Source organism: Klebsiella indica (genome assembly GCF_005860775.1).
Classification (GTDB): Bacteria; Pseudomonadota; Gammaproteobacteria; order Enterobacterales; family Enterobacteriaceae; genus Klebsiella; species Klebsiella indica.
This window is the reverse complement of record NZ_VCHQ01000024.1, coordinates 75792-96472: the sequence shown is the minus strand read 5'-3', so window position 1 is coordinate 96472 and position 20681 is coordinate 75792. Positions and strand designations below refer to the sequence as shown.

Below are 20681 nucleotides of genomic sequence, written 5' to 3'. Positions count from 1 at the left end.
AATGCACGAGCGCAGAGTGTGATAAACTACACCAATTAATTATCTGAACGTAAAGGGATTACCACTGAATTGGTGGCGCTTACACTCACGCGCCAGTATGGGCCAGGGGATGTTTAATGCCTGATTTTCTGTTCTTCATCAATGAAATACTCTGGGGCTCGGTAATGATTTATCTGTTACTGGGCGCTGGCGCCTGGTTTACCTGGCGAACAAAGTTTATTCCGTTTCGTTGCGTCCATCAGTTTAGCCAGGGTCTGAAAAAAAGCCTTGCGTCCCGGCCCGGCGGAGTCACGTCTTTTCAGGCATTGTGCACAGGTATGGCGGCACGTATCGGGAGCGGCAACCTGGCGGGAGTCGCCCTGGCCATCACCGCCGGTGGACCGGGAGCCGTTTTTTGGATGTGGATCTCGGCGCTGCTCGGGATGGCAAGCAGCTTTGCCGAATGTTCTCTTGCTCAGCTTTATAAAGAACGCGATGCCCGTGGCCAGTTTCGCGGCGGCCCCGCCTGGTATATGGCCCGGGGTTTAGGTATGCGCTGGATGGGGGTGTTGTTTTCCATTTTGCTGCTGCTGGCCTATGGCACTATTTTTAACACCGTGCAGGCAAACTCCGTTGCCTATGCCATGAAGTATGCATTCCATGCACCTGAAATCGTCACAGGTTGCGTGCTGGCCATTCTTATTCTGCTGGTTATCGTCCGCGGCATTCGAGGCGTGGCGCGATTACTGCAGTGGTTTGTGCCGCTGTTGGCTATGGTATGGATCCTGACGAGCCTGGTTATCAGTCTGTGGCATATCGACGAGCTACCAACCGTTTTTGCCACCATTTTCCGCAGCGCCTTCGGCTGGCAAGAGGCGGCGGCAGGCGCTGTCGGCTATACCATCAGCCAGGCGCTCACCAGCGGCTTTCAGCGCGGTATGTTTTCCCATGAAGCGGGCATGGGGTCGACGCCCAATGTCGCAGCGGCGGCAGCGACCTGGCCGTCGCACCCTGCCACTCAAGGGATCGTGCAAATGATTGGCGTCTTCATTGATACGGTGGTGATCTGCACTGCCAGCGCCGTCATCATCATGCTCGCCCCGAGGAACGATAACAGCGCCGCAATAAACGGTATTCAGGCGCTTCAGCTTGCCATGAACAATCTTGTTGGCGACTGGGGCGCCGGTTTTGTCGCTTTTATCATGCTGCTTTTCGCCTTCAGCGCCATCATTGCAAACTATATCTATGCGGAAAATAATCTTGTCTTTCTGCGGATGGACAGCAGGCGAAATATCTGGGCGCTGCGGTTCCTCGCCCTGAGCATGGTCATCGCCGGAACGGTAATCAGCTTACCGGTCGCCTGGCAAATGGCGGATATCGTCATGGCGTTGATGGCGATTACGAACCTGACGGCTATCCTGCTCCTGTCGCCAACGGTACGGATCATCACCGATGATTATCTACGCCAGCGTCGGCTGGGCACGCGGCCGGAATTTGACGTTACGCGTTACCCCGAAATTCATCAGCAGGTGATGTCGGGTATCTGGGATAATCTGCCGCGTAAATAGCGCGGCAATTACAGCTATCGCTCCCTCTGTGGCGTTTTTTTGCTAAAGTCGTCAAAAATCTCCTGAAAGGACTGGATATGCTCATTCTGATTTCACCTGCCAAAACGCTTGATTATCAAAGCCCGCTAGCGACTGCTCGCTATACCCAGCCTGAACTGCTGGAATACTCTCAGGAACTGATCAATATCGCTCGCCAGCTGTCTGCGCCGCAGATAGGTAAACTGATGAGCATCAGCGACAAGCTGGCTGACCTCAATGCCACCCGTTTTCACGACTGGCACCCGGATTTCACCCCGGCGAATGCCCGACAGGCGATTCTGGCTTTTAAGGGCGATGTTTACACCGGTCTGCAGGCAGAGACCTTTAGCGAAGCCGATTTTGATTTTGCCCAGCAGCATCTGCGGATGCTTTCCGGCCTTTATGGCGTTCTGCGCCCGCTCGATCTGATGCAACCTTACCGGCTGGAGATGGGAATTAAGCTTGAAAACGCGAAAGGCAAAGATCTGTATCAGTATTGGGGAGAGGTGATTACCGATAAGCTGAATCAGGCACTGAAAGCGCAGGGCGACGATATCGTCATTAACCTGGCCTCTGATGAATACTTCCGGGCGGTTAAAGCCAAACAGCTTGCGGGTCGGATAATTAAGCCGGTTTTCCTTGATGAGAAAAACGGTAAGTTTAAAGTAATCAGCTTCTACGCCAAAAAAGCGCGCGGATTAATGAGCCGTTACATCATTGAAAATCGCTTAACCAGGCCAGAGCAGCTGGCCCGCTTTGATAGCGAAGGTTATTTCTTTGATGCCGATGCATCAGGGCCGGACGAACTGGTATTTAAACGCCGCGAACAGTAAAAATCACGCTCCCCTGCCGCCGGATAAGGCAGCAGGGGAGTCAGGCTTAACCCATCATCAGCTTACGCAGGGCGGCAAAATCAGCCGGCAGATTATGCGACAGCAGCGGCAGATCCGCACGATCCGCCAGCGCTTTCGGCAGCGGCAGCGTCTCTTGCAGAATCTCTTCCACGCTCTCTTTAAATTTCGCCGGATGCGCCGTACCGAGGAACAGACCATACTCGCCCGGCTGCAGCTGGTCGCGCAGCGCGCGATAAGCTATCGCCGCATGCGGTTCCGAGGTATAGCCAATGGCTTTCAGTTCGCGCATGGTGGATTTCGTGGTTTCATCATCCACCGCCGCATAGCCCAGCTCATTCAGACGCCAGGTTTTGCGCCGGAACAGCTCTTCTACGCGCGGCCAGTTGTTCGGCTGGCTGACGTCCATCGCGTTAGACAGCGTGGCCTGGGTCGCTTTCGGCGACCAGTTACCGTCCTGCAGGAAACGCGGCACAGTATCATTGGCGTTGGTCGCCGCGATAAAGCGTTTAATTGGCAGCCCCAGCGATTTCGCCAGCAAACCAGCCGTCAAATCGCCAAAGTTGCCGCTTGGCACCGAGATAACCAACTGATTACGGGCCTCCTGCGGCAACTGCGCGACGGCCTCAAAATAGTAGCAAATCTGCGCCAGCAGGCGGCTGATATTAATGGAGTTAGCCGAGTTCAGCCCCAGAGCGGTTTTCAGCTCTTCGTCGTCAAAGGCCTGTTTCACCAGCGCCTGGCAGGCATCGAAATCACCGTCGATAGCGACGGTTTCAATATTGCCGCCCAGGGTACAGAACAGTTTTTCCTGCAGCGGGCTGATTTTACCGCGCGGATAGAGAATGACGACGTTAACGTTCGGCAGACCATAGAACGCATGGGCGACCGCCGCGCCGGTGTCGCCGGAGGTTGCCGTCAGGATGGTCACCGGTTTGTCGCCCGCGATATGGGTCAGCATCTGCGCCATAAAGCGGCCGCCAAAATCTTTGAACGCCAGCGTCGGGCCATGAAACAACTCCAGGCATCCCACATCTTTCTGCACTTTACTGACCGGCGCCGGAAAGGTGAATGCCGTGGCAATACGCTGTTGCAGCATGTCCTGCGGGATCTCGTCACCAATAAACGCAGACAGGATTTTCGCGCTGCGCGGGACGAAATCCAGCTTCAGCATATCGTCAATTTCAGTCAGGCTAAATTCCGGTAGATCGTGCGGAAAGAACAGCCCCTGCTGCTTGCCAAGCCCCTGCGCCACGGCCCGCGCAAAGCTGACCTGTTCGTTATGATCTTTTAAGTTATAGAGTTTCATTGGTTATCCCACTACTCGAGCGCCCGCCGTATCCAGCTGGCAAATATGAACGAAGCCTTCCTGATTTTGTAGATAGTGCTTTGCCAGCCAATCGGCGACACGCTGCGCGGTTTCCGGTTTATCGCATAACGCGAACATCGTCGGGCCGGAGCCGGAAATACCACACGCCTGCGCGCCAATTTCCATCGCCGCCTGACGCGCTTCGCTGAAGCCCGGCAGCAATTTGGTACGATACGGCTCGGCAATCACATCCGTCATCAATTTCGCCGCCAGCTGCGGCTGACGGGTATAGCAGGCATGAATAAAGCCCGCCAGATGACGACCATGAGCAATGCAGTCCTGACGGCGATACTGCGCCGGGAGAATCGCCCGCGCTTCCGCCGTCGAAACTTTAATGCCCGGATAAGCCAGCACCCATAGCCACTCGTCAAATGCCGGAACCTGCTGGCTGATAATGCCGTTTTCCTCAAGCATCAACTGGATACCGCCAAGGTAGCACGGCGCCACATTGTCGTAGTGGATGCTGCCGGAAATCCGCCCCTCCATCTCGCCCATCAGCGCCAGCATCCGGGTTTCGTTGAGCGGCTTACCGCAAAATTCGTTCATCGCCACCAGCGCCGCGACCACGGAGCAGGCGCTGGAACCAAGCCCGGAGCCTATCGGCATGTTTTTTTCCAGCGTCATCGCGACCGGTACTTTTTTGCCAACCTCCTGGCAGAAGCGCTCCCAGCATTGATAGACGATATTTTCCTGCGGAGCCGTCGGCAGTTTGCTGGCAAAACGGCCAACGTTTTGCAGACTGAAGCTTTCAGCCGCCTCCACCGTCACGTTGTCCCCCAGCAGCGTACCGTCGACCGGCGTCACCGCCGCCCCCAGCACGTCAAACCCGACGCTCATATTGGCACTGGAAGCCGGGGCATATACTTTGACCATCTTAAACTCCTAACTTCCATGACAGGGTACGCAACAGATCGGCGAAAACGCCCGCCGCCGTCACATCGTTACCCGCGCCATAGCCGCGCAGCACCAGCGGCAGCGGCTGATAATAGTGGCTGTAAAAAGCCAGCGCGTTCTCGCCGTTTTTCACTTTGAACAGCGGATCGTTGCCGTCAACCGCGGCAATTTTCACCCGACACGTGCCATCCTCTTCTATGTTACCCACATAACGCAAGACTTTACCTTCATCGCGCGCTTTCGCGACCCGCGAGGAAAACTCATCATCCAGAGAAGGCAGACGCGCCATAAAGCTTTCAACATCGCCGCTGGCATCGAAATCGGCCGGCAGCGCCGGTTCGACGATAATGTCAGACAACTCCAGCTCACACCCGGTTTCACGCGCGAGGATAAGCAGTTTACGCGCGACGTCGACGCCGGACAGATCGTCTCGCGGATCCGGCTCGGTATAGCCCATCTCACGCGCCAGCTTCGTCGCCTCAGAAAAACTCATGCCTTCATCAAGTTTACCGAAGATAAATGACAGCGAGCCGGAAAGAATACCGGAGAAATGCATCAGCTCATCACCCGCGTTCAGCAGATTTTGCAGGTTTTCAATGACCGGCAGACCCGCGCCAACGTTGGTATCGTATAAAAACTTACGCCGGGAACTGGCCGCAGCATGGCGCAACTGATGGTAGTAATCGAGCGAGGAGGTGTTGGCTTTTTTATTCGGCGTCACCACGTGAAAACCTTCACGCAGGAAATCCGCATACTGATCGGCTACCGTCTGGCTGGAAGTGCAGTCGACAATAACCGGGTTCAGCAGATGGTACTCTTTCACCAGACGGATAAGTCGGCCTAAATTGAACGTCTCTTTCGCCTCAGCCAGCTCGTCGCGCCAGTGCTCAAGGTTCAGACCATGTACGCTGGTCAGCAGGGCACGAGAATTGGCGACGCCGCAAACGCGCAGGTCAATATGCTTGCTTTTTAGCCAGCTTTGTTGGCGCTTGATCTGTTCGATCAGCGCGCCGCCAACGCCGCCGACGCCGATCACAAACACTTCAATCACCTGGTCGGTATTGAACAGCATCTGGTGAGTCACGCGTACACCGGTTGTCGCGTCATCATTGCTTACGACAACAGAGATAGAGCGCTCGGAAGAGCCCTGAGCAATCGCGACGATATTAATATTGGCGCGCGCCAGCGCAGCGAAGAATTTGGCGGAGATCCCACGTAAAGTCCGCATACCATCGCCGACAACGGAGATAATCGCCAGGCGTTCCATGATCGATAGTGGCTCAAGCAACCCCTCTTTCAGCTCCAGGTAAAATTCATCTTCCATTACCCGCTTCGCTCGCGCACAGTCGCTTTGCGGAACACAGAAGCTGATGCTGTATTCGGAAGAGGATTGGGTAATCAGAACAACGGAAATGCCCGCGCGAGACATGGTGGCAAATACGCGCGCCGCCATCCCCACCATCCCCTTCATCCCCGGCCCGGAGACGTTGAACATCGCCATATTGTTAAGATTAGAGATCCCCTTCACCGGCAGATCGTCTTCATCACGGCTGGCGCCGATAAGGGTACCCGGCGCCTGCGGGTTACCGGTATTTTTGATTAAGCACGGGATCTGGAACTGGGCAATGGGGGCGATAGTGCGCGGATGGAGAACTTTAGCGCCGAAATAGGAAAGCTCCATCGCTTCCTGATAGGACATTGACTTCAGCAAGCGGGCATCCGGCACCTGGCGTGGGTCGCAAGTATAAACGCCATCAACATCGGTCCAGATCTCACAGCAGTCGGCACGAAGGCAGGCAGCCAGTACCGCCGCGGAATAGTCGGAGCCATTACGTCCCAGCACCACCAGTTCACCCTTTTCGTTGCCCGCAGTGAAACCTGCCATCAGCACCATATGGTCAGACGGGATCTGGCTGGCGGCAATGCGCCGGGTCGATTCAGCGATATCTACGGTCGACTCGAGGTAATGCCCTACGGCAAGCAGTTTTTCGACCGGGTTAATGACCGTAACGTGATAACCGCGCGCTTCCAGCAAACCGGCCATAATGGCAATAGAGAGCTTTTCTCCTCTGCAAATCAACGACGCGTTGACGCTGTCCGGGCACTGTCCGAGCAGGCTGATACCATGCAGTACGTGTTTAATTTGCGCGAATTCCTGCTCAACAAAGACTTTCAATTGCGCAAGCGGGAATCCGGGTTGCGCCTCGGCGAGCCCTTGCAAAAGTTCGGCAAAAATACGTTCAGCATCGGCGATATTCGTTAGCGCTTCCTGACCACTGATTGTTTTTTCGATCATTGCGACCAGGTGGTTAGTAATCTTTGCCGGGGCAGACAGAACGGTCGCTACCTGCCCCTGCCTGGCATTACTCTCCAGAATATCGGCAACGCGCAGAAAACGCTCTGCATTTGCCACTGATGTACCGCCAAACTTCAACACACGCATGGTTGTGACCCCTTGATTTTTTTGTCGAAAAAAAAGCCCGCACTGTTCAGGTGCGGGCTTTTTTCTGTGTTTCCTGTACGCGTCAGCCCGCACCGTTACCTGTGGTAATAGTGATGGTGATAATCGTGGTGATCATGCCGATGCGATTCATGGACGTTGTGTACTCTGTAATTTTTATCTGTCTGTATCCTGTGCCTATATTGGTTAAAGTATCTGTCGCCTTAAGTCAACGAATTTCTACTTACAGGCGTTTTTTTCGTGAATAGACAATCCGCCAAAATACCCCAATTACTCACCGGAATTTATGCAAAGAAATGTCAATAATCAGCACACATATCCATACTAAAACGCTATGACGGGATTTTAGTCTGAGAGTTTTTTTTCAATGTCGTGCAATAAACGATGAAGCATTGCGGTGTCGCGCTGTTGCAAAAGACCGATACGCTGCTGTAGCCAGTCGCTGAGTTTGACATCATCTTCAACGCCCAGACGGGTAAGTAGATCGCGAGTTCGTAAACGTAACGCCTGGAGCTGATTGTCATCCCCGTCGACTAACATGGTCCGGTTTTGCTGCAGCAACGAAGTCAGTTGATAACAATACACCATCACAGACTGCCCTAAATTCAACGAAGGGTAGTCCGCCACCATGGGGATACCGGTCAATACGTCGGCCAGGAGCAACTCTTCGTTAGTAAGCCCGGAATCCTCCCGGCCAAACACCAGAGCGGTATGATTCATCCACTGCGCTTTCTCCTCCAGCATTGGCAAAAGCTGCTGCGGCGTCACGTAATAGTGAAAACGCGCCCGGCTGCGAGCGGTTGTGGCGACGGTAAAATCGACGTCGTGCAGCGCCTGCTCTAATGTGGCAAAAGTACTGATATTATCGAGAATGTCGCCGGAGCCATGCGCAACCCAGCGCGCGGCAGGCTGCATATGGGCATCGCTATCGACGATACGCAGGTCGCTAAACCCCATTGTTTTCATCGCTCTCGCGGCAGCGCCAACGTTTTCTGCCCGAGCGGGAGACACTAACACAATTGATAAACGCATTCGGTTTCCCTTTTATCTTTCAGCGGCAGGAATGACCATTCATCCCCTCATTTTACGCGCCATGAATTTACAAATTTGCAACAAAAGACGCTAAATTTGAGCTTTATCACTCATAAAGAAAACTAAACTATTCCCAAGACCCCATTACCCGGAGTATGTTAACAGAACGCATTTATCCGTATGTTTGACAATGATATTTATGTCAAAGCGTCTTTGCGGGTAGTGGATTCACCCTATTCATTATTTGCTGAGCGCGATTAATTGAGCCGTAGGTAAATTGTGATGATGAATCGCATTTCAATGCAATGATTTCACATGACTATTAACGTGCTACAATTGAACTTGATATAGGTCAACGAAGCGTAGTTTTATTGGGTGTCAGGGCTCTCTTAGCCTGTTATGTTGCTGTTAAAATGGTTAGGATGACAGCCGTTTTTGACACCGTCGGGTCCAGAGGGAAAGTACCCACGACCAAGCTAATGATGTTGTTGACGTTGATGGAAAATGCATCAAGAACGCAATTACGTACTTTAGTCATGTTACGCCGGACATGTTAATTTGCGACATGTACCAGGCAGGTCAGGGACTTTGGTACTTCCTGTTTCGATTTAGTTGGCAATTTAGGTAGCAAACATGCAGACCCCGCACATTCTTATCGTTGAAGACGAGTTGGTAACACGCAACACGTTAAAAAGTATTTTCGAAGCAGAAGGTTATGATGTATTCGAAGCGACCGATGGCGCGGAAATGCATCAGATCCTGTCTGAAAATGATATTAACCTGGTGATCATGGATATCAACCTGCCAGGTAAAAATGGTCTCCTGTTAGCGCGCGAACTGCGTGAACAGGCAGACGTCGCGCTGATGTTCCTTACAGGCCGCGACAACGAAGTGGATAAAATCCTTGGCCTCGAAATCGGTGCCGATGACTATATCACGAAACCATTTAACCCACGTGAACTGACGATTCGCGCACGCAATCTGCTGTCCCGAACCATGAACCTCGGCACCGTAAGCGAAGAGCATCGCAGCGTAGAAAGCTATAAGTTCAACGGTTGGGAGCTGGATATCAATAGCCGTTCGCTGGTTAGCCCGAATGGCGAGCAGTACAAACTGCCGCGCAGTGAATTCCGTGCCATGCTTCACTTCTGTGAAAATCCGGGCAAAATTCAGTCGCGTGCAGAACTGTTGAAGAAAATGACCGGCCGTGAGCTTAAACCGCACGACCGTACCGTGGACGTGACCATCCGTCGCATTCGTAAGCATTTTGAGTCCACCCCGGATACCCCGGAAATTATCGCCACTATCCATGGCGAGGGGTACCGTTTTTGTGGCGACCTGCAGGAATAACAGCGTTTTTCTTGCTGTCATCACGTAAAAACGGCGCAACTAGCGCCGTTTTTTATTTACAGATGCCACGCTTCCCGCCTCATCACAGCTCTCAGACCGTGAAGCGGATAACGATGAACGGCAAATCGGTCAGCAACAGAGTTGAACACCATAATAGCTGCGCCCCGTGAGAGCGGGTCTTATGAGTAAGACTGGCCACTCCGGCGACCTGCGCACCTGCAGTTTGACGGGAACAGACGCGCATTATCCCATACCCGGCCCATCCAGCACCAATTATATACCGGCGACTGAATTAGCATTGCCCGTTATTTATCCCATGCCATAATCGGCACAGCGCTAATCGCATTCTTTGGCGAACCGTCGACAATTTTATCTGAATAGGTCAGATAAACCAGCGCATTACGTTTGGCATCGTAAAAACGCACAACCTGCAGCTTTTTAAATATCAGCGAGGTACGTTTCTGGAATACCACCTCCCCCTGGGTTTTGCCCTTTTTGATTTTATCCGTTAACTCAATGGGCCCCACCTGCTGGCAGGAGATCGCTGCATCGGAAGTATCTTCCGCCAGCCCCAGTCCGCCTTTAATTCCCCCCGTTTTTGCCCGGCTGATATAGCACGTAACATTCTGAACATCGGGATCGTCAAAGGCCTCAACCACGATTTTATGATCCGGTCCGAGGAATTTAAAAACAGTATCAACAGAGCCGATTTGTTCCGCCTGCGCCAGCTGGCAGCCCGCGAATAAAAACATGCCCGCAGCTAATTTCTTGTATTTCATATTGTTACCATTATTAAATAATTTACTGAGCCATTATCACACATCAAGAAGAAAAGTTTTATAGATCACAGCGTTAAAAACGTACCGCCAATACTTTCTGAATAATCGCATTTAAAAGCAAAAAAAACACTGAATGCTAAAACGTCAAAAAATGCTATTATCCGCTACCTTTAGTAGCGGGCACCTGAGTTTAAGGATGGGGATATTTTATGGATCAAGCAGGGATTATTCGCGATCTCCTTAGCTGGCTGGAAGGTCACCTGGATCAACCACTCTCACTGGATAATGTGTCAGCAAAAGCGGGCTATTCCAAGTGGCATTTACAAAGAATGTTCAAGGACGTAACCGGTCATGCCATCGGCGCCTATATCCGTGCCCGTCGCTTATCCAAATCGGCTGTCGCCCTGCGACTGACCGCACGCCCGATTCTCGATATCGCTTTACAGTATCGCTTCGACTCACAGCAGACCTTTACCCGAGCGTTCAAGAAGCAATTCTCGCTCACGCCAGCGCTCTACCGACGCTCTCCTGACTGGAGTTCGTATGGTATACGTCCACCGCTGCGTCTCGGCGAATTCACGATGCCAAAGCATGAGTTCGTCACGCTTGAGACTACTGAACTGGTTGGCTTAACCCAGAGCTATACCTGCAAACTCGAAGAGATTTCTGACTTCCGTAATCAGATGCGCGTACAATTCTGGCGAGAGTTTCTTGCCAATACGCCGTCGATTCCGCCGACCCTGTATGGCCTGCATGAGCCGCGTCCTAGCCTCGATAAAGATGACGAGCAGGAAGTTTTCTACACCACTGCGCTGACGCCGGAGCTGGCTAACGGCCACCTGCATAACGCTCATCCGATGACGCTTGAAGGCGGAGAATACGTGATGTTTACCTACGAAGGCCTGGGCACCGGGTTACAGGAATTCATCCTGACGGTTTACGGTACCTGTATGCCGATGCTCAACCTTACCCGACGCAGAGGCCTGGATATCGAACGCTTCTTCCCGGAAATTGAAAGTGGGGATCAGGAACCGCCAGTTAACGTGCGCTGTGAATACCTGATCCCGATTCGCCGTTAACGCTGAAGCTCATCCATTGCGGGGGCATCCAGATGCGAAACATCCCCCGCCGTTTCCACCACCCATCCTGAGGCCAGCCACGGGCTTTGCTGGTAGTCAATGCGGGAAATAGAGCAGTTGCGCAGGCGCAAACGACGTTCCGCATAAGCCGGTAAACCCAGGATTGTACTCACCAGGCAACCCAACGCCATCCCGTGGCTCACCAGCAGCGGCCGACTTCCCGCAGGCAACGCCAGACAAGATGCCAGCGCCGCGTGCATGCGCTCGCTCAACTCCTGCATTGACTCCCCCTGCGGAATGCGGCCATCCGGCGTGCCGTTCACCAGTTGTCGACGCCAGCCCTCTTCTTCTTCATTCAGCGAGTCAATATGGCGCTTTTCAAGCACCCCCATATCCAGCTCACGCAAGCGTGCGTCCGCAATGATACGGCAACCGCAAGCTTCGGCGATAATCTCCGCGGTACGCCGCGTACGGCCTAAATCACTGGTGATAATATGCGTAATGCCTAACGTTCTGGCACGCTCACCAACCTGCCAGGCCTGACGCTCACCATGGGCGGTAAGCGGACTGTCAGACTGGCCCTGAATACGTCGCTCGGCGTTCCACTGCGTTTCACCGTGGCGAACAAGGTAAACCTGTAACATGCTTTATTATCCGTTCTGAACTCTCAATCTTCGAGCTACAAGCATAGCTTACCTGCAACCAGACTGATCTGGAGTATACTGCGATGATGTTATGTCACTCTGAGTTGTTTTGATTATGCACCATGTTGTCTCAGCGACCACTAATCCCGCCAAAATTCAGGCAATTCTGCAGGCTTTTAACGAGATCTTCGGCGAAGGATCCTGCCATATTGAGTCTATCGCCGTCGAGAGCGATGTGCCGGAACAGCCTTTTGGCAACGAGGAAACGCGCGCTGGCGCACGAAATCGCGTAGCCAACGCGCGACGTATACGGCCGAACGCGGACTTCTGGGTAGCCATTGAAGCCGGGATCGACGAAGGCAGTACTTTTAGCTGGGTGGTTATCGACGATGGCGCACAGCGTGGAGAATCGCGCTCCGCGACCCTGCCGCTACCGCCAACCATTCTGGAAAAGGTTCACGCTGGCGAAGCGCTGGGATCGGTGATGTCACAGCATACCGGTATCATTGAAATTGGCCGTAAAGAGGGAGCGATTGGCATCTTTACCGCCGGAAAGCTAACGCGCAGCAGCGTTTATCATCAGGCGGTCGTGCTGGCGCTAAGCCCGTTTCATAACGCTATTTATCGTTAACTTTCGGCAGCACCTGCGACAGCCACTGGCGCAATTCCGCCGGAGCGGACTTCAGGCTATTTGAACCACGGGTAATAGTGGCGATCCCCGCGCCGAGCTCATTTTTTAGCTCGCGCTGGCTCATCTCGCCGCGCAGCAGTTCTTCAATGATGCGAACGCGCGTCCCCAGCGCCTCACGTTCATCGGGGGTCAGCATGAGCTGTAAAAACGGCAGTTGTAAATCGTCGGTGTACGCCTGCTGTAATAGCGCCACGAAACGCAGCCATTCCTGATGACGCTGTTCGGCCACCGCCGCTGAATAGGGGGATTGTTGGGTCATGTTACGCCACCTGTCGGATGTACTCACTAACGAGTACAAAGCATAACATACTTCTGTCCGTACTCTACGCATTTCAGGCAACATAGCAAAATGCTATGTTGCCTGAAAACGACGGGGCTAATAACGCAGTTTCCACTCCGCATCGCTCAACAGCGTATCTTTCTGCCCCATAAAGTAGCGATAGTAAGCGTCATAGGACAAAACGTTTTTCACATAACCACGCGTTTCCGAGAACGGTATACTCTCGACAAACGCCACTGCGTCTATCCGCCCGTCGCTATTGCCGCGCCAGGTTCGAACTCGCCCTGGGCCGGCGTTATAGGCTGCAGAGGCGAAAATGCGGTTATCGCCAAACTGTTGATAAACATATTGCAGGTAGCGAGTGCCGATATTGATGTTCATTTCCGGGTCCAGCAGTTGCGATGGGCTGCTGTAACCCGGAATACTGAACATGCTGACCATGTGCGTGGCCGTTCCCGGCATAATCTGCATCAGGCCGCGGGCGCCAACCGGTGAACCGGCTTTCGGATTCCAGGCGCTCTCCTGGCGGGCAATCGCCATCGCGTAGCTTTGTGGAATATCTTTGCCGCTGGTATAGCGGGCAAAGAGATCTTTATAGGCGAGTGGAAAACGCTCTTCCAGCTGATCCCATAATTTACCGGCGATCGTGGCCTGAACGCTGAGATCCCACCAGTCCTGATTAAACGCATAGCGCGCCAACTGAGCCTGCTGATCTTTCGTTTTACTGGTCACCAGATTTGCCCATTCGCTACGCGCAGTGTTATCCAGATTCCAGTACATCAGCTCACGCACGCGAGCCATTTCAGGCCCGGAGGTTAACGTCGGATCGATATTAGCGGGCGCTTTGTCGATGCGAAAAGTGTACTCCTCGCCAAGACGCTGGGCCGCGACCATCGGGTAAAAACCGCGTTGCTGCATCAGAGCGTGCAGAATCTCTTTCGCTTCATCATCGCGCCCGCGCTCCAGCAACAGATCTGCTTGCCAGTATCGCCATTCATCTTTCTCTTTCGCCTCCATCGGCAAACGAGCCAGCCAGGTGTTCAGACCGCGTCTGTCGCCGAGACCTAGAGCCATACGCACCCGACGCTCCACCAGAGTCGTCGATTGCGAACGCATAATGGCGTCGTCGCGCCAGCTAGCCTGTTCTTCGGTAACGTCGTTACCCATCAGTCGCCAGGCGACAATATCCCGCAGTTGCTGAGTCTGCTCTTCATTCAGCTTCTGCGCCTGCGCCAATGCGGGGATCATCAGGCGCGCGTTTTCCACATCCTGACGCGCAACGCTGGCAAAGGCCGCCGCTGCCATCTGGCGGGTGAAATCCGTCGCGCCGGTGGTACGGGCGAACGTCATTACACTATTCGGATCGTTAGCCAGCGCAATGACCGCTGTCGAAATCGTTTGATAATCAGGCGGCATCTGTTGGGCAAGAACTCGCACCAGACTGGTATTCCCCGCTTTCATCGCCAGCAGGATCCGCTCAAGATACGCCAACGGATCCTGCTGACCGGAAGCGCGCCAGGCGCCAAATAGCCGATCGCAGGCGTTTGGCTGACTTTTTCCGCTCAACCACAGCGTTTTTGCACCGCTCCAGGCTTCCTGAGTCTGGCCTGTGTTCCATTTTGCATAGTAGTAATTACACTGCGCTTCAGTGCTGGCCGGTTTATCCGGACTAAAGGCCAGCAGGCCACGCCAGTCGTCACGACGCGCCAGCTCGTTAACAAATCGTGATTTCAGCGACCGCGCCAGAGGCAGTGTCGGGTTGGCAGCGATAAAATTGGTCACCACCAACGCAGGCTGATTCATGAGATCGTCGGTTATCTGCCGATACTGAAGGTAAGGATAGAGCGGATAGGTCGTCAGGGTGGGCATCAGTTGGTTGACAACATCCATCTGTCGATGGTCCCACGCCTGTTTAATTTGAGCATAGCGGCTGCGTTGTTCATCCAGTGAATCCGCATGCGCCAGTTGGCTTAACACCAACAGACTCACGCTGGCAGCCAGAACACGCCAGGCCACAGTTTTGGCTTTTTCCACAAGCTCATCCTCTCTTCAGGTGCGCCACTGCAGCATCATGCCGCTGGCAAAATTTCATGTATCAGATAGATATGCTAATCAGACAACGCAAATCACGCCATGTCCTGAACATTTTTTTACGCTTTTGTTAATCCCATCGCCTCGCTGGGATTAACGCGCGAAAAAGGCTACACTTCGCCTTTGAAAACTATTCACTACGCTACTCAAAATTATTCTGGCTGCATCAAAGCGGCAATAAGAAGAGATCCCTGAAAGCATTACCGGGTGTTCCGAATGCAGCCAACACAGAGGCCGCCAGAAGGATAGAGAGTATATAAATGAGAGGCGAACTCCAACGTGGCTCAATTCGTTTATACTATGCATCGTGTCGGCAAAGTGGTTCCGCCGAAACGTCATATTTTGAAAAATATCTCCCTGAGCTTCTTCCCTGGCGCGAAAATCGGCGTTCTCGGTCTGAACGGCGCCGGTAAGTCGACCCTGTTACGCATTATGGCCGGTATTGATACCGATATCGAAGGCGAAGCGCGCCCGCAGCCCGGCATCAAGATTGGTTACCTGCCACAGGAGCCGCAGTTAAATCCGGAGCAGACCGTACGCGAGTCAGTCGAAGAGGCGGTGGCCGAAGTGGTCAACGCGTTGAAGGGTCTCGACGAGGTGTACGCTAAGTACGCTGAGCCGGATGCCGACTTCGACAAACTCGCCGCGCAACAGGGTAAGTTTGAAGAGATAATCCAGGCGCACGACGGCCACAATCTCAACGTACAGCTGGAGCGTGCCGCCGACGCTCTGCGTCTGCCGGACTGGGAGGCGAAAATCGCCAATCTTTCCGGTGGTGAGCGCCGCCGCGTCGCGCTGTGCCGTCTGCTGCTGGAAAAGCCGGACATGCTGCTGCTTGACGAACCAACTAACCACCTGGATGCAGAATCCGTGGCATGGCTGGAGCGTTTCCTGCACGATTTCGAAGGTACCGTCGTGGCGATTACTCACGACCGTTACTTCCTCGATAACGTTGCCGGTTGGATCCTTGAACTTGACCGCGGCGAAGGGATTCCGTGGGAAGGTAACTACTCTTCCTGGCTGGAGCAGAAAGATCAGCGTCTGGCGCAGGAAGCCTCTCAGGAAGCGGCCCGTCGTAAATCGATCGAGAAAGAGCTGGAGTGGGTACGCCAGGGCGCGAAAGGCCGCCAGTCTAAGGGCAAAGCCCGTCTGGCACGCTTTGAAGAACTTAACAGCGTCGAATACCAGAAACGTAACGAAACCAACGAACTGTTTATTCCGCCTGGCCCACGTCTGGGGGATAAAGTGGTGGAAGTCAGCAATCTGCGTAAGTCCTACGGTGACCGCCTGCTGATTGACGACCTGAGTTTCTCCGTGCCGAAAGGCGCGATTGTCGGCATCATCGGCCCGAACGGCGCGGGTAAATCCACGCTGTTCCGCATGATGTCCGGTCAGGAACAGCCGGATAGCGGCACCATCACCCTGGGTGATACCGTCAAGCTGGCTTCCGTCGACCAGTTCCGTGACGCCATGGATAACAGCAAAACCGTGTGGGAAGAAGTTTCCGGCGGGCTGGATATCATGAAGATCGGCAATACCGAGATGCCGAGCCGCGCCTACGTTGGCCGCTTTAACTTCAAAGGGGTTGACCAGGGCAAACGCGTGGGCGAGCTGTCCGGCGGTGAGCGCGGTCGTCTGCATCTGGCGAAGCTGCTGCAGGTTGGCGGCAACGTGCTGCTGCTCGATGAACCGACCAACGACCTCGATATTGAAACCCTGCGCGCGCTGGAAAACGCCCTGCTGGAGTTCCCGGGCTGCGCAATGGTTATCTCGCACGACCGTTGGTTCCTTGACCGTATCGCCACTCACATCCTGGATTACCAGGATGAAGGTAAGGTGGAGTTCTTCGAAGGGAACTTTACCGAGTACGAAGAGTACAAGAAACGCACCCTGGGCGCCGATGCCCTTGAGCCAAAGCGTATCAAGTACAAGCGTATCTCGAAATAAATGCAAAAGGGCAACGCAAGTTGCCCTTTTCAGGCTGATGACAAACCTGCATCAGATACTGTGCCCGCATTTCCGCCGGATGGCGGCTAACGCCTTATCCGGCCTACATGTTCTAAAATATCAATAAATTATCAATCACCTGCTGGCCCGTGCAAACGAAGCGCCGCCGGACAATTCCTGAAGAACGCTCGTTGAAAAAGACAAAGCAAGTTGTGGTGCTGGTCAGTTTAGGGAAATTCACCCGGTGTTATAGCGGGTAAGCAGCTCCGCTAATCGGTAGTTATGGCGAACATGGCGCGTTTTTCGTTTTCGCCCATTCAAATTCCGTGGTCTGTTCCGTTCACGGGTAATACGAAGATATTCGTTATATCCACAGCGTGTGAACGGGCAGGGGGACGTTTCGCCCGTCCCCCTGCACCCCCGGCATGGCGCTGAAAACCTGCCGCTCCGCGGTCCGCTCCACTCCGGCTTCATCTGGCGGACCGGCTGAGACGCGGCATCCTTGCCGCGACTCAGCCTCTGGCCGCCGTCCTGGCGGCCAGTCCTGGATGCGCGCCTGCGTTCTCGCCTGGTTTCCTTGATGCGCCCAACCCCCATGCGGTGAGTCCGTTATTCGTCAGTGGCTTTTCAGAGGCTGAAAATTATAAAAAAGTTATATCCTTTATATTTCAGCCCGTATCAGCTCAGTAAGCGAATCAACTGAATCAGATTTTCGTTTAAACCACCGATAATGCGATTGCCACAGGCAAATAAAACAAAAGACAACACCGATGATTTGCTTAAGTGAACGGCATTACAAAGCAAATTGCCCTTTTTTATGTATCCCGTCTCTCTGTAGGCTGAGACGGCCGGGGTGAGGGCATCAGGTCGCACTGTCCGCGCCTTATCCGGGCTGCCCCTGCTCGCCCATCATCTCTTTCACCAGTTCAACACAGCGCAGAAAGCGCGCGTCGTAATCCGCTTCTTTCACATGCACGAAGTCTATTTCATTCTCTTTTAGCAGAGAGACCAGCAGCGACTGGAACTCCTTACGATCGACTGAACTGCCAAGACTGCGCAAACCATCCGCTACCCACGGAGTATTGTTCTCCAGCAAAATAACCAGGTCGAAGCGATACTCATCGATCAGCGCCTGAACAAAGGGATGCTCGCGCCCTTCATACTTCAGACAAAAAGCCTGAGTGCTGACAAAATCGGTGTCGATAAACGCCACTTTATTGGCATATTTTACTGCAAAATCAATGTATTGCGCATGTCCAAGAGCTATTTTGTCATAGTCAGAATATTGCAACGCAATCTCATCGCCGCCAAGATGCGAAAACACATAGTCACGACCATATTCCCAGGCGCTGGTCGTATTAAAAATATTGGACAGTTTATTTACCAGCGTCGATTTACCGCTGGACTCACCACCAAGAATCGCCACCGTACGCACAAAAAATGGTTTTACTTCAGTCGGAATATATTCCCAGTAGCGGAATGGGTTTTCACGGATCTGCCCCCCGCTAATGTTCATAAAAGTGCGTTTCGGATCGATAAGGACGGTCTCGATCCCTAAATGCTCCAGATACTGGGGCGCATCCCCTTCTTCTGAAGTATAAATCCAGTTTGGCTCAATACCCTTCTCGCTCATAAAGGCACGGATCCCGCGGCTCCAGACATCCCAGCCGTGCGGATAAGGCTCCATTCCTTCTTCATTAAAAGCATGAATGCGAATATTTTTTTGATATTTAAAGGTTTGCAGCAACCAGCGCAGACGATCGGGTACGGTCGGCTGCTGTGACATGGCGCTCTTTTCAAACAGTTCACGGTCACGGGGAGCGTCGTAACCCATAATGATATGCAGTTCATCCACCTGGCTGCAGGCACGCTGAATCAGGTAAATATGCCCGGTATGCAGCGGATAAAACTTACCAAAAACGACACCCACGCTCTTTTGCCGACGCGGAAACTCCAGCCCCAGAAACCGATGCAGCGCTTCCAGCTTCTGCGCGCTCGGGCTTTTGATTTTAGCGTTCAGCAACTGGCTCAGATAGCCTTTGGTCATCCCGCTGGCATCCGCCACCTGCTGTAGCGTACAACCTTTCTGCTTGATCGCGGTTTTAAGATAGTCAAACGATGACACAAGAGCCTCCTGCTAAAAAACGCGTAACAATGCCTGATGGCGCTTCGCTTATCAGGCCTACAACATCAATCCGTAGGCCGGATGGCGACGCATTGCGCCGCCATCCGGCAAATTATACAACATCAGTGCATACAGATGATTATAAGTCGTCAAAGACGCTTAACGCGTCCGCAAGTTTTTTCACACCAAAGATCTGCATCCCTTCCGGCACTCTTTTCGGTACGTTGGCCGCCGGAACGATTGCGCGACGAAATCCATGCTTAGCCGCTTCCGAGATACGCTCCTGACCGCTCGGCACCGGGCGAATCTCCCCGGCCAGCCCCACTTCGCCGAAGACCACCAGATCCTGCGGCAATGGGCGGTCGCGCAGACTGGAGACCATCGCCAGCAGCAACGCCAGATCGGCGCTGGTTTCAGTGACCTTTACCCCACCGACGACGTTGACGAACACATCCTGATCCGCCATCTGCAGGCCACCGTGGCGATGCAGCACCGCCAGCAGGATCGCCAGACGGTTTTGCTCCAGCCCCACAGCCACACGGCGTGGATTGGCCATCATCGAGTGATCCACCAGCGCCTGGATCTCCACCAGCAGCGGGCGCGTCCCTTCCCAGACCACCATCACCGAACTGCCGGAAGTCACTTCATCACCACGGCTTAAGAAAATTGCGGAGGGATTGCTGACCTCACGCAGTCCCTGCTCGGTCATCGCGAACACGCCCAGTTCATTTACTGCGCCAAAACGGTTTTTATGGCTGCGCAGGGTGCGAAAACGAGAATCGGCGTCACCATCGAGCAGCACCGAACAGTCGATACAGTGCTCCAGCACCTTCGGCCCGGCCAGAGAGCCATCTTTAGTGACATGACCAACCATCACAATAGCCACGCCGCGCGTTTTGGCAAAGCGCGTCAGATAAGCGGCCGTTTCGCGCACCTGAGCCACGCTCCCCGGCGACGACTGCACGTCGGCCATATGCATCACCTGGATGGAATCGATAACCATCAGCTGCGGCTTTTCTTCATCCGCAATAAGGCAAATCTGCTCAATACTGGTCTCTGACAGCATATTGAGATTGGCGGTCGGCAACCCCAGACGATGAGCGCGCATCGCCACCTGCTGCAACGACTCTTCCCCGGTAACGTACAGCGTTTTCATACCTTCAGACAGTTTGCACAGGGTTTGCAGCAGCAGCGTCGACTTACCCGCCCCGGGATTGCCGCCAATCAGGATGGCGCTGCCAGGCACGACACCACCGCCCAGCACACGGTCGAATTCTTTAAAGCCAGTGGAAAAACGGGGCAATGCCTCAAGGCTGATATCAGAAAGCTTCTGTACTTTCGAGATCCCGGCATTACCGGCATAGCCTGACAGGCGCTCGTTCCTTGCCACCTGCGGTGAAGCGGCTATGCGCATCTCGGTGATCGTATTCCACGCATGACAGGCGCTGCACTGCCCCTGCCAGCGCGGGTAGTCCGCACCACATTCATTACAGACAAATGCGCGTTTTGGAGCTTTCGCCACG

Annotated in this window: 18 protein-coding genes and 1 other annotated feature; of the genes, 6 read left to right on the top strand and 12 right to left on the bottom strand. The window is 53.7% G+C overall.

What is annotated here, in order from left to right; all coding sequences use genetic code 11:
* The first annotated feature begins 116 nt into the window (after positions 1–116).
* Both FE839_RS16520 and yaaA read left to right on the top strand, forming a co-directional pair.
* Positions 117–1547: an alanine/glycine:cation symporter family protein gene (locus FE839_RS16520; protein ID WP_138361869.1), complete on the top strand. Its 1431-nt coding sequence runs from the start codon at positions 117–119 to the stop codon at positions 1545–1547.
* Positions 1548–1624: 77 nt separating this feature from the next.
* Positions 1625–2398 carry a peroxide stress protein YaaA gene (yaaA, locus tag FE839_RS16515; protein ID WP_138361868.1) on the top strand — a complete coding sequence of 258 codons (774 nt, stop codon included), beginning with the start codon at positions 1625–1627 and terminating at the stop codon, positions 2396–2398.
* 46 nt (positions 2399–2444) lie between these two features.
* Here the strand turns inward: yaaA and thrC are convergent, their stop codons facing one another.
* The 6 genes from thrC to yjjY all read right to left on the bottom strand — a co-directional run bounded on the left by thrC (position 2445) and on the right by yjjY (position 8710).
* Complete coding sequence (gene thrC, locus FE839_RS16510; RefSeq protein ID WP_138361867.1) at positions 2445–3725, bottom strand: threonine synthase; 1281 nt, start codon at positions 3723–3725, stop codon at positions 2445–2447.
* A 3-nt stretch (positions 3726–3728) separates the two neighbouring features.
* Complete coding sequence (gene thrB, locus FE839_RS16505; RefSeq protein ID WP_138361866.1) at positions 3729–4658, bottom strand: homoserine kinase; 930 nt, start codon at positions 4656–4658, stop codon at positions 3729–3731.
* Position 4659: 1 nt separating this feature from the next.
* On the bottom strand, positions 4660–7122 hold the full coding sequence (thrA, locus tag FE839_RS16500; protein WP_138361865.1) for a bifunctional aspartate kinase/homoserine dehydrogenase I: 2463 nt from the start codon (positions 7120–7122) through the stop codon (positions 4660–4662).
* 26 nt (positions 7123–7148) lie between these two features.
* Positions 7149–7266: a sequence feature (Thr leader region), on the bottom strand.
* The gene (gene thrL, locus FE839_RS16495; RefSeq protein ID WP_138362052.1) at positions 7205–7273 is read right to left on the bottom strand and encodes a thr operon leader peptide; all 69 of its coding nucleotides are present in this window, start codon (positions 7271–7273) and stop codon (positions 7205–7207) included. It overlaps the preceding feature by 62 nt.
* 212 nt (positions 7274–7485) lie before the next feature.
* Positions 7486–8172: a tRNA/rRNA methyltransferase gene (locus FE839_RS16490; RefSeq protein WP_138361864.1), complete on the bottom strand. Its 687-nt coding sequence runs from the start codon at positions 8170–8172 to the stop codon at positions 7486–7488.
* Between the two features lie 397 nt (positions 8173–8569).
* The gene (gene yjjY / locus FE839_RS16485) at positions 8570–8710 is read right to left on the bottom strand and encodes a YjjY family protein (protein ID WP_138361863.1); all 141 of its coding nucleotides are present in this window, start codon (positions 8708–8710) and stop codon (positions 8570–8572) included.
* A 95-nt stretch (positions 8711–8805) separates the two neighbouring features.
* Here yjjY and arcA point away from each other — a divergent pair, with 95 nt between their 5' ends.
* The gene (gene arcA / locus FE839_RS16480) at positions 8806–9522 is read left to right on the top strand and encodes a two-component system response regulator ArcA (RefSeq protein WP_138361862.1); all 717 of its coding nucleotides are present in this window, start codon (positions 8806–8808) and stop codon (positions 9520–9522) included.
* Between the two features lie 305 nt (positions 9523–9827).
* On the opposite strand, the gene creA is transcribed toward arcA, so the two are convergent.
* Entirely contained in the window at positions 9828–10301 is a 474-nt protein-coding gene (gene creA, locus FE839_RS16475; protein ID WP_138361861.1) for a protein CreA, read from the bottom strand.
* 209 nt (positions 10302–10510) lie between these two features.
* Between creA and robA the strand changes: the two genes are divergently transcribed.
* Positions 10511–11380 (top strand): MDR efflux pump AcrAB transcriptional activator RobA, encoded by an 870-nt coding sequence (robA, locus tag FE839_RS16470; protein ID WP_138361860.1) that lies wholly within the window; start codon positions 10511–10513, stop codon positions 11378–11380.
* Here robA and gpmB read toward each other — a convergent pair.
* Complete coding sequence (gene gpmB, locus FE839_RS16465) at positions 11377–12024, bottom strand: 2,3-diphosphoglycerate-dependent phosphoglycerate mutase GpmB (protein WP_138361859.1); 648 nt, start codon at positions 12022–12024, stop codon at positions 11377–11379. The genes robA and gpmB overlap by 4 nt on opposite strands.
* A gap of 115 nt (positions 12025–12139) precedes the next feature.
* Here gpmB and yjjX point away from each other — a divergent pair, with 115 nt between their 5' ends.
* A complete protein-coding gene (gene yjjX / locus FE839_RS16460) occupies positions 12140–12655 on the top strand; it encodes an inosine/xanthosine triphosphatase (protein WP_138361858.1) in 516 nt (171 codons plus the stop codon).
* Here yjjX and trpR read toward each other — a convergent pair.
* Positions 12642–12974, bottom strand: coding sequence for a trp operon repressor (gene trpR / locus FE839_RS16455; protein ID WP_138361857.1), 333 nt, complete (start codon positions 12972–12974; stop codon positions 12642–12644). The genes yjjX and trpR overlap by 14 nt on opposite strands.
* A 117-nt stretch (positions 12975–13091) precedes the next feature.
* Entirely contained in the window at positions 13092–15029 is a 1938-nt protein-coding gene (gene sltY, locus FE839_RS16450) for a murein transglycosylase (protein WP_138361856.1), read from the bottom strand.
* A 336-nt stretch (positions 15030–15365) separates the two neighbouring features.
* On the opposite strand from sltY, the gene ettA reads away from it, so the two are divergent.
* Complete coding sequence (gene ettA, locus FE839_RS16445; RefSeq protein ID WP_138361855.1) at positions 15366–17033, top strand: energy-dependent translational throttle protein EttA; 1668 nt, start codon at positions 15366–15368, stop codon at positions 17031–17033.
* 883 nt (positions 17034–17916) lie between these two features.
* On the opposite strand, the gene nadR is transcribed toward ettA, so the two are convergent.
* Positions 17917–19158 (bottom strand): multifunctional transcriptional regulator/nicotinamide-nucleotide adenylyltransferase/ribosylnicotinamide kinase NadR, encoded by a 1242-nt coding sequence (nadR, locus tag FE839_RS16440; protein WP_138361854.1) that lies wholly within the window; start codon positions 19156–19158, stop codon positions 17917–17919.
* Positions 19159–19297: 139 nt separating this feature from the next.
* Positions 19298–20680, bottom strand: a complete 1383-nt coding sequence (radA, locus tag FE839_RS16435) for a DNA repair protein RadA (protein WP_138361853.1) — start codon at positions 20678–20680, stop codon at positions 19298–19300.
* Position 20681: the final 1 nt, after the last annotated feature.

Coding starts and splice junctions, on each gene's coding strand:
- gpmB (WP_138361859.1), bottom strand. CDS start 12,024: ATGTTACAGGTTTACCTTGTTCGCCACGGTGAAACGCAGTGGAACGCC.
- FE839_RS16490 (WP_138361864.1), bottom strand. CDS start 8,172: ATGCGTTTATCAATTGTGTTAGTGTCTCCCGCTCGGGCAGAAAACGTT.
- FE839_RS16520 (WP_138361869.1), top strand. CDS start 117: ATGCCTGATTTTCTGTTCTTCATCAATGAAATACTCTGGGGCTCGGTA.
- thrB (WP_138361866.1), bottom strand. CDS start 4,658: ATGGTCAAAGTATATGCCCCGGCTTCCAGTGCCAATATGAGCGTCGGG.
- robA (WP_138361860.1), top strand. CDS start 10,511: ATGGATCAAGCAGGGATTATTCGCGATCTCCTTAGCTGGCTGGAAGGT.
- arcA (WP_138361862.1), top strand. CDS start 8,806: ATGCAGACCCCGCACATTCTTATCGTTGAAGACGAGTTGGTAACACGC.
- yjjX (WP_138361858.1), top strand. CDS start 12,140: ATGCACCATGTTGTCTCAGCGACCACTAATCCCGCCAAAATTCAGGCA.
- creA (WP_138361861.1), bottom strand. CDS start 10,301: ATGAAATACAAGAAATTAGCTGCGGGCATGTTTTTATTCGCGGGCTGC.
- trpR (WP_138361857.1), bottom strand. CDS start 12,974: ATGACCCAACAATCCCCCTATTCAGCGGCGGTGGCCGAACAGCGTCAT.
- thrA (WP_138361865.1), bottom strand. CDS start 7,122: ATGCGTGTGTTGAAGTTTGGCGGTACATCAGTGGCAAATGCAGAGCGT.
- thrC (WP_138361867.1), bottom strand. CDS start 3,725: ATGAAACTCTATAACTTAAAAGATCATAACGAACAGGTCAGCTTTGCG.
- yjjY (WP_138361863.1), bottom strand. CDS start 8,710: ATGACTAAAGTACGTAATTGCGTTCTTGATGCATTTTCCATCAACGTC.
- yaaA (WP_138361868.1), top strand. CDS start 1,625: ATGCTCATTCTGATTTCACCTGCCAAAACGCTTGATTATCAAAGCCCG.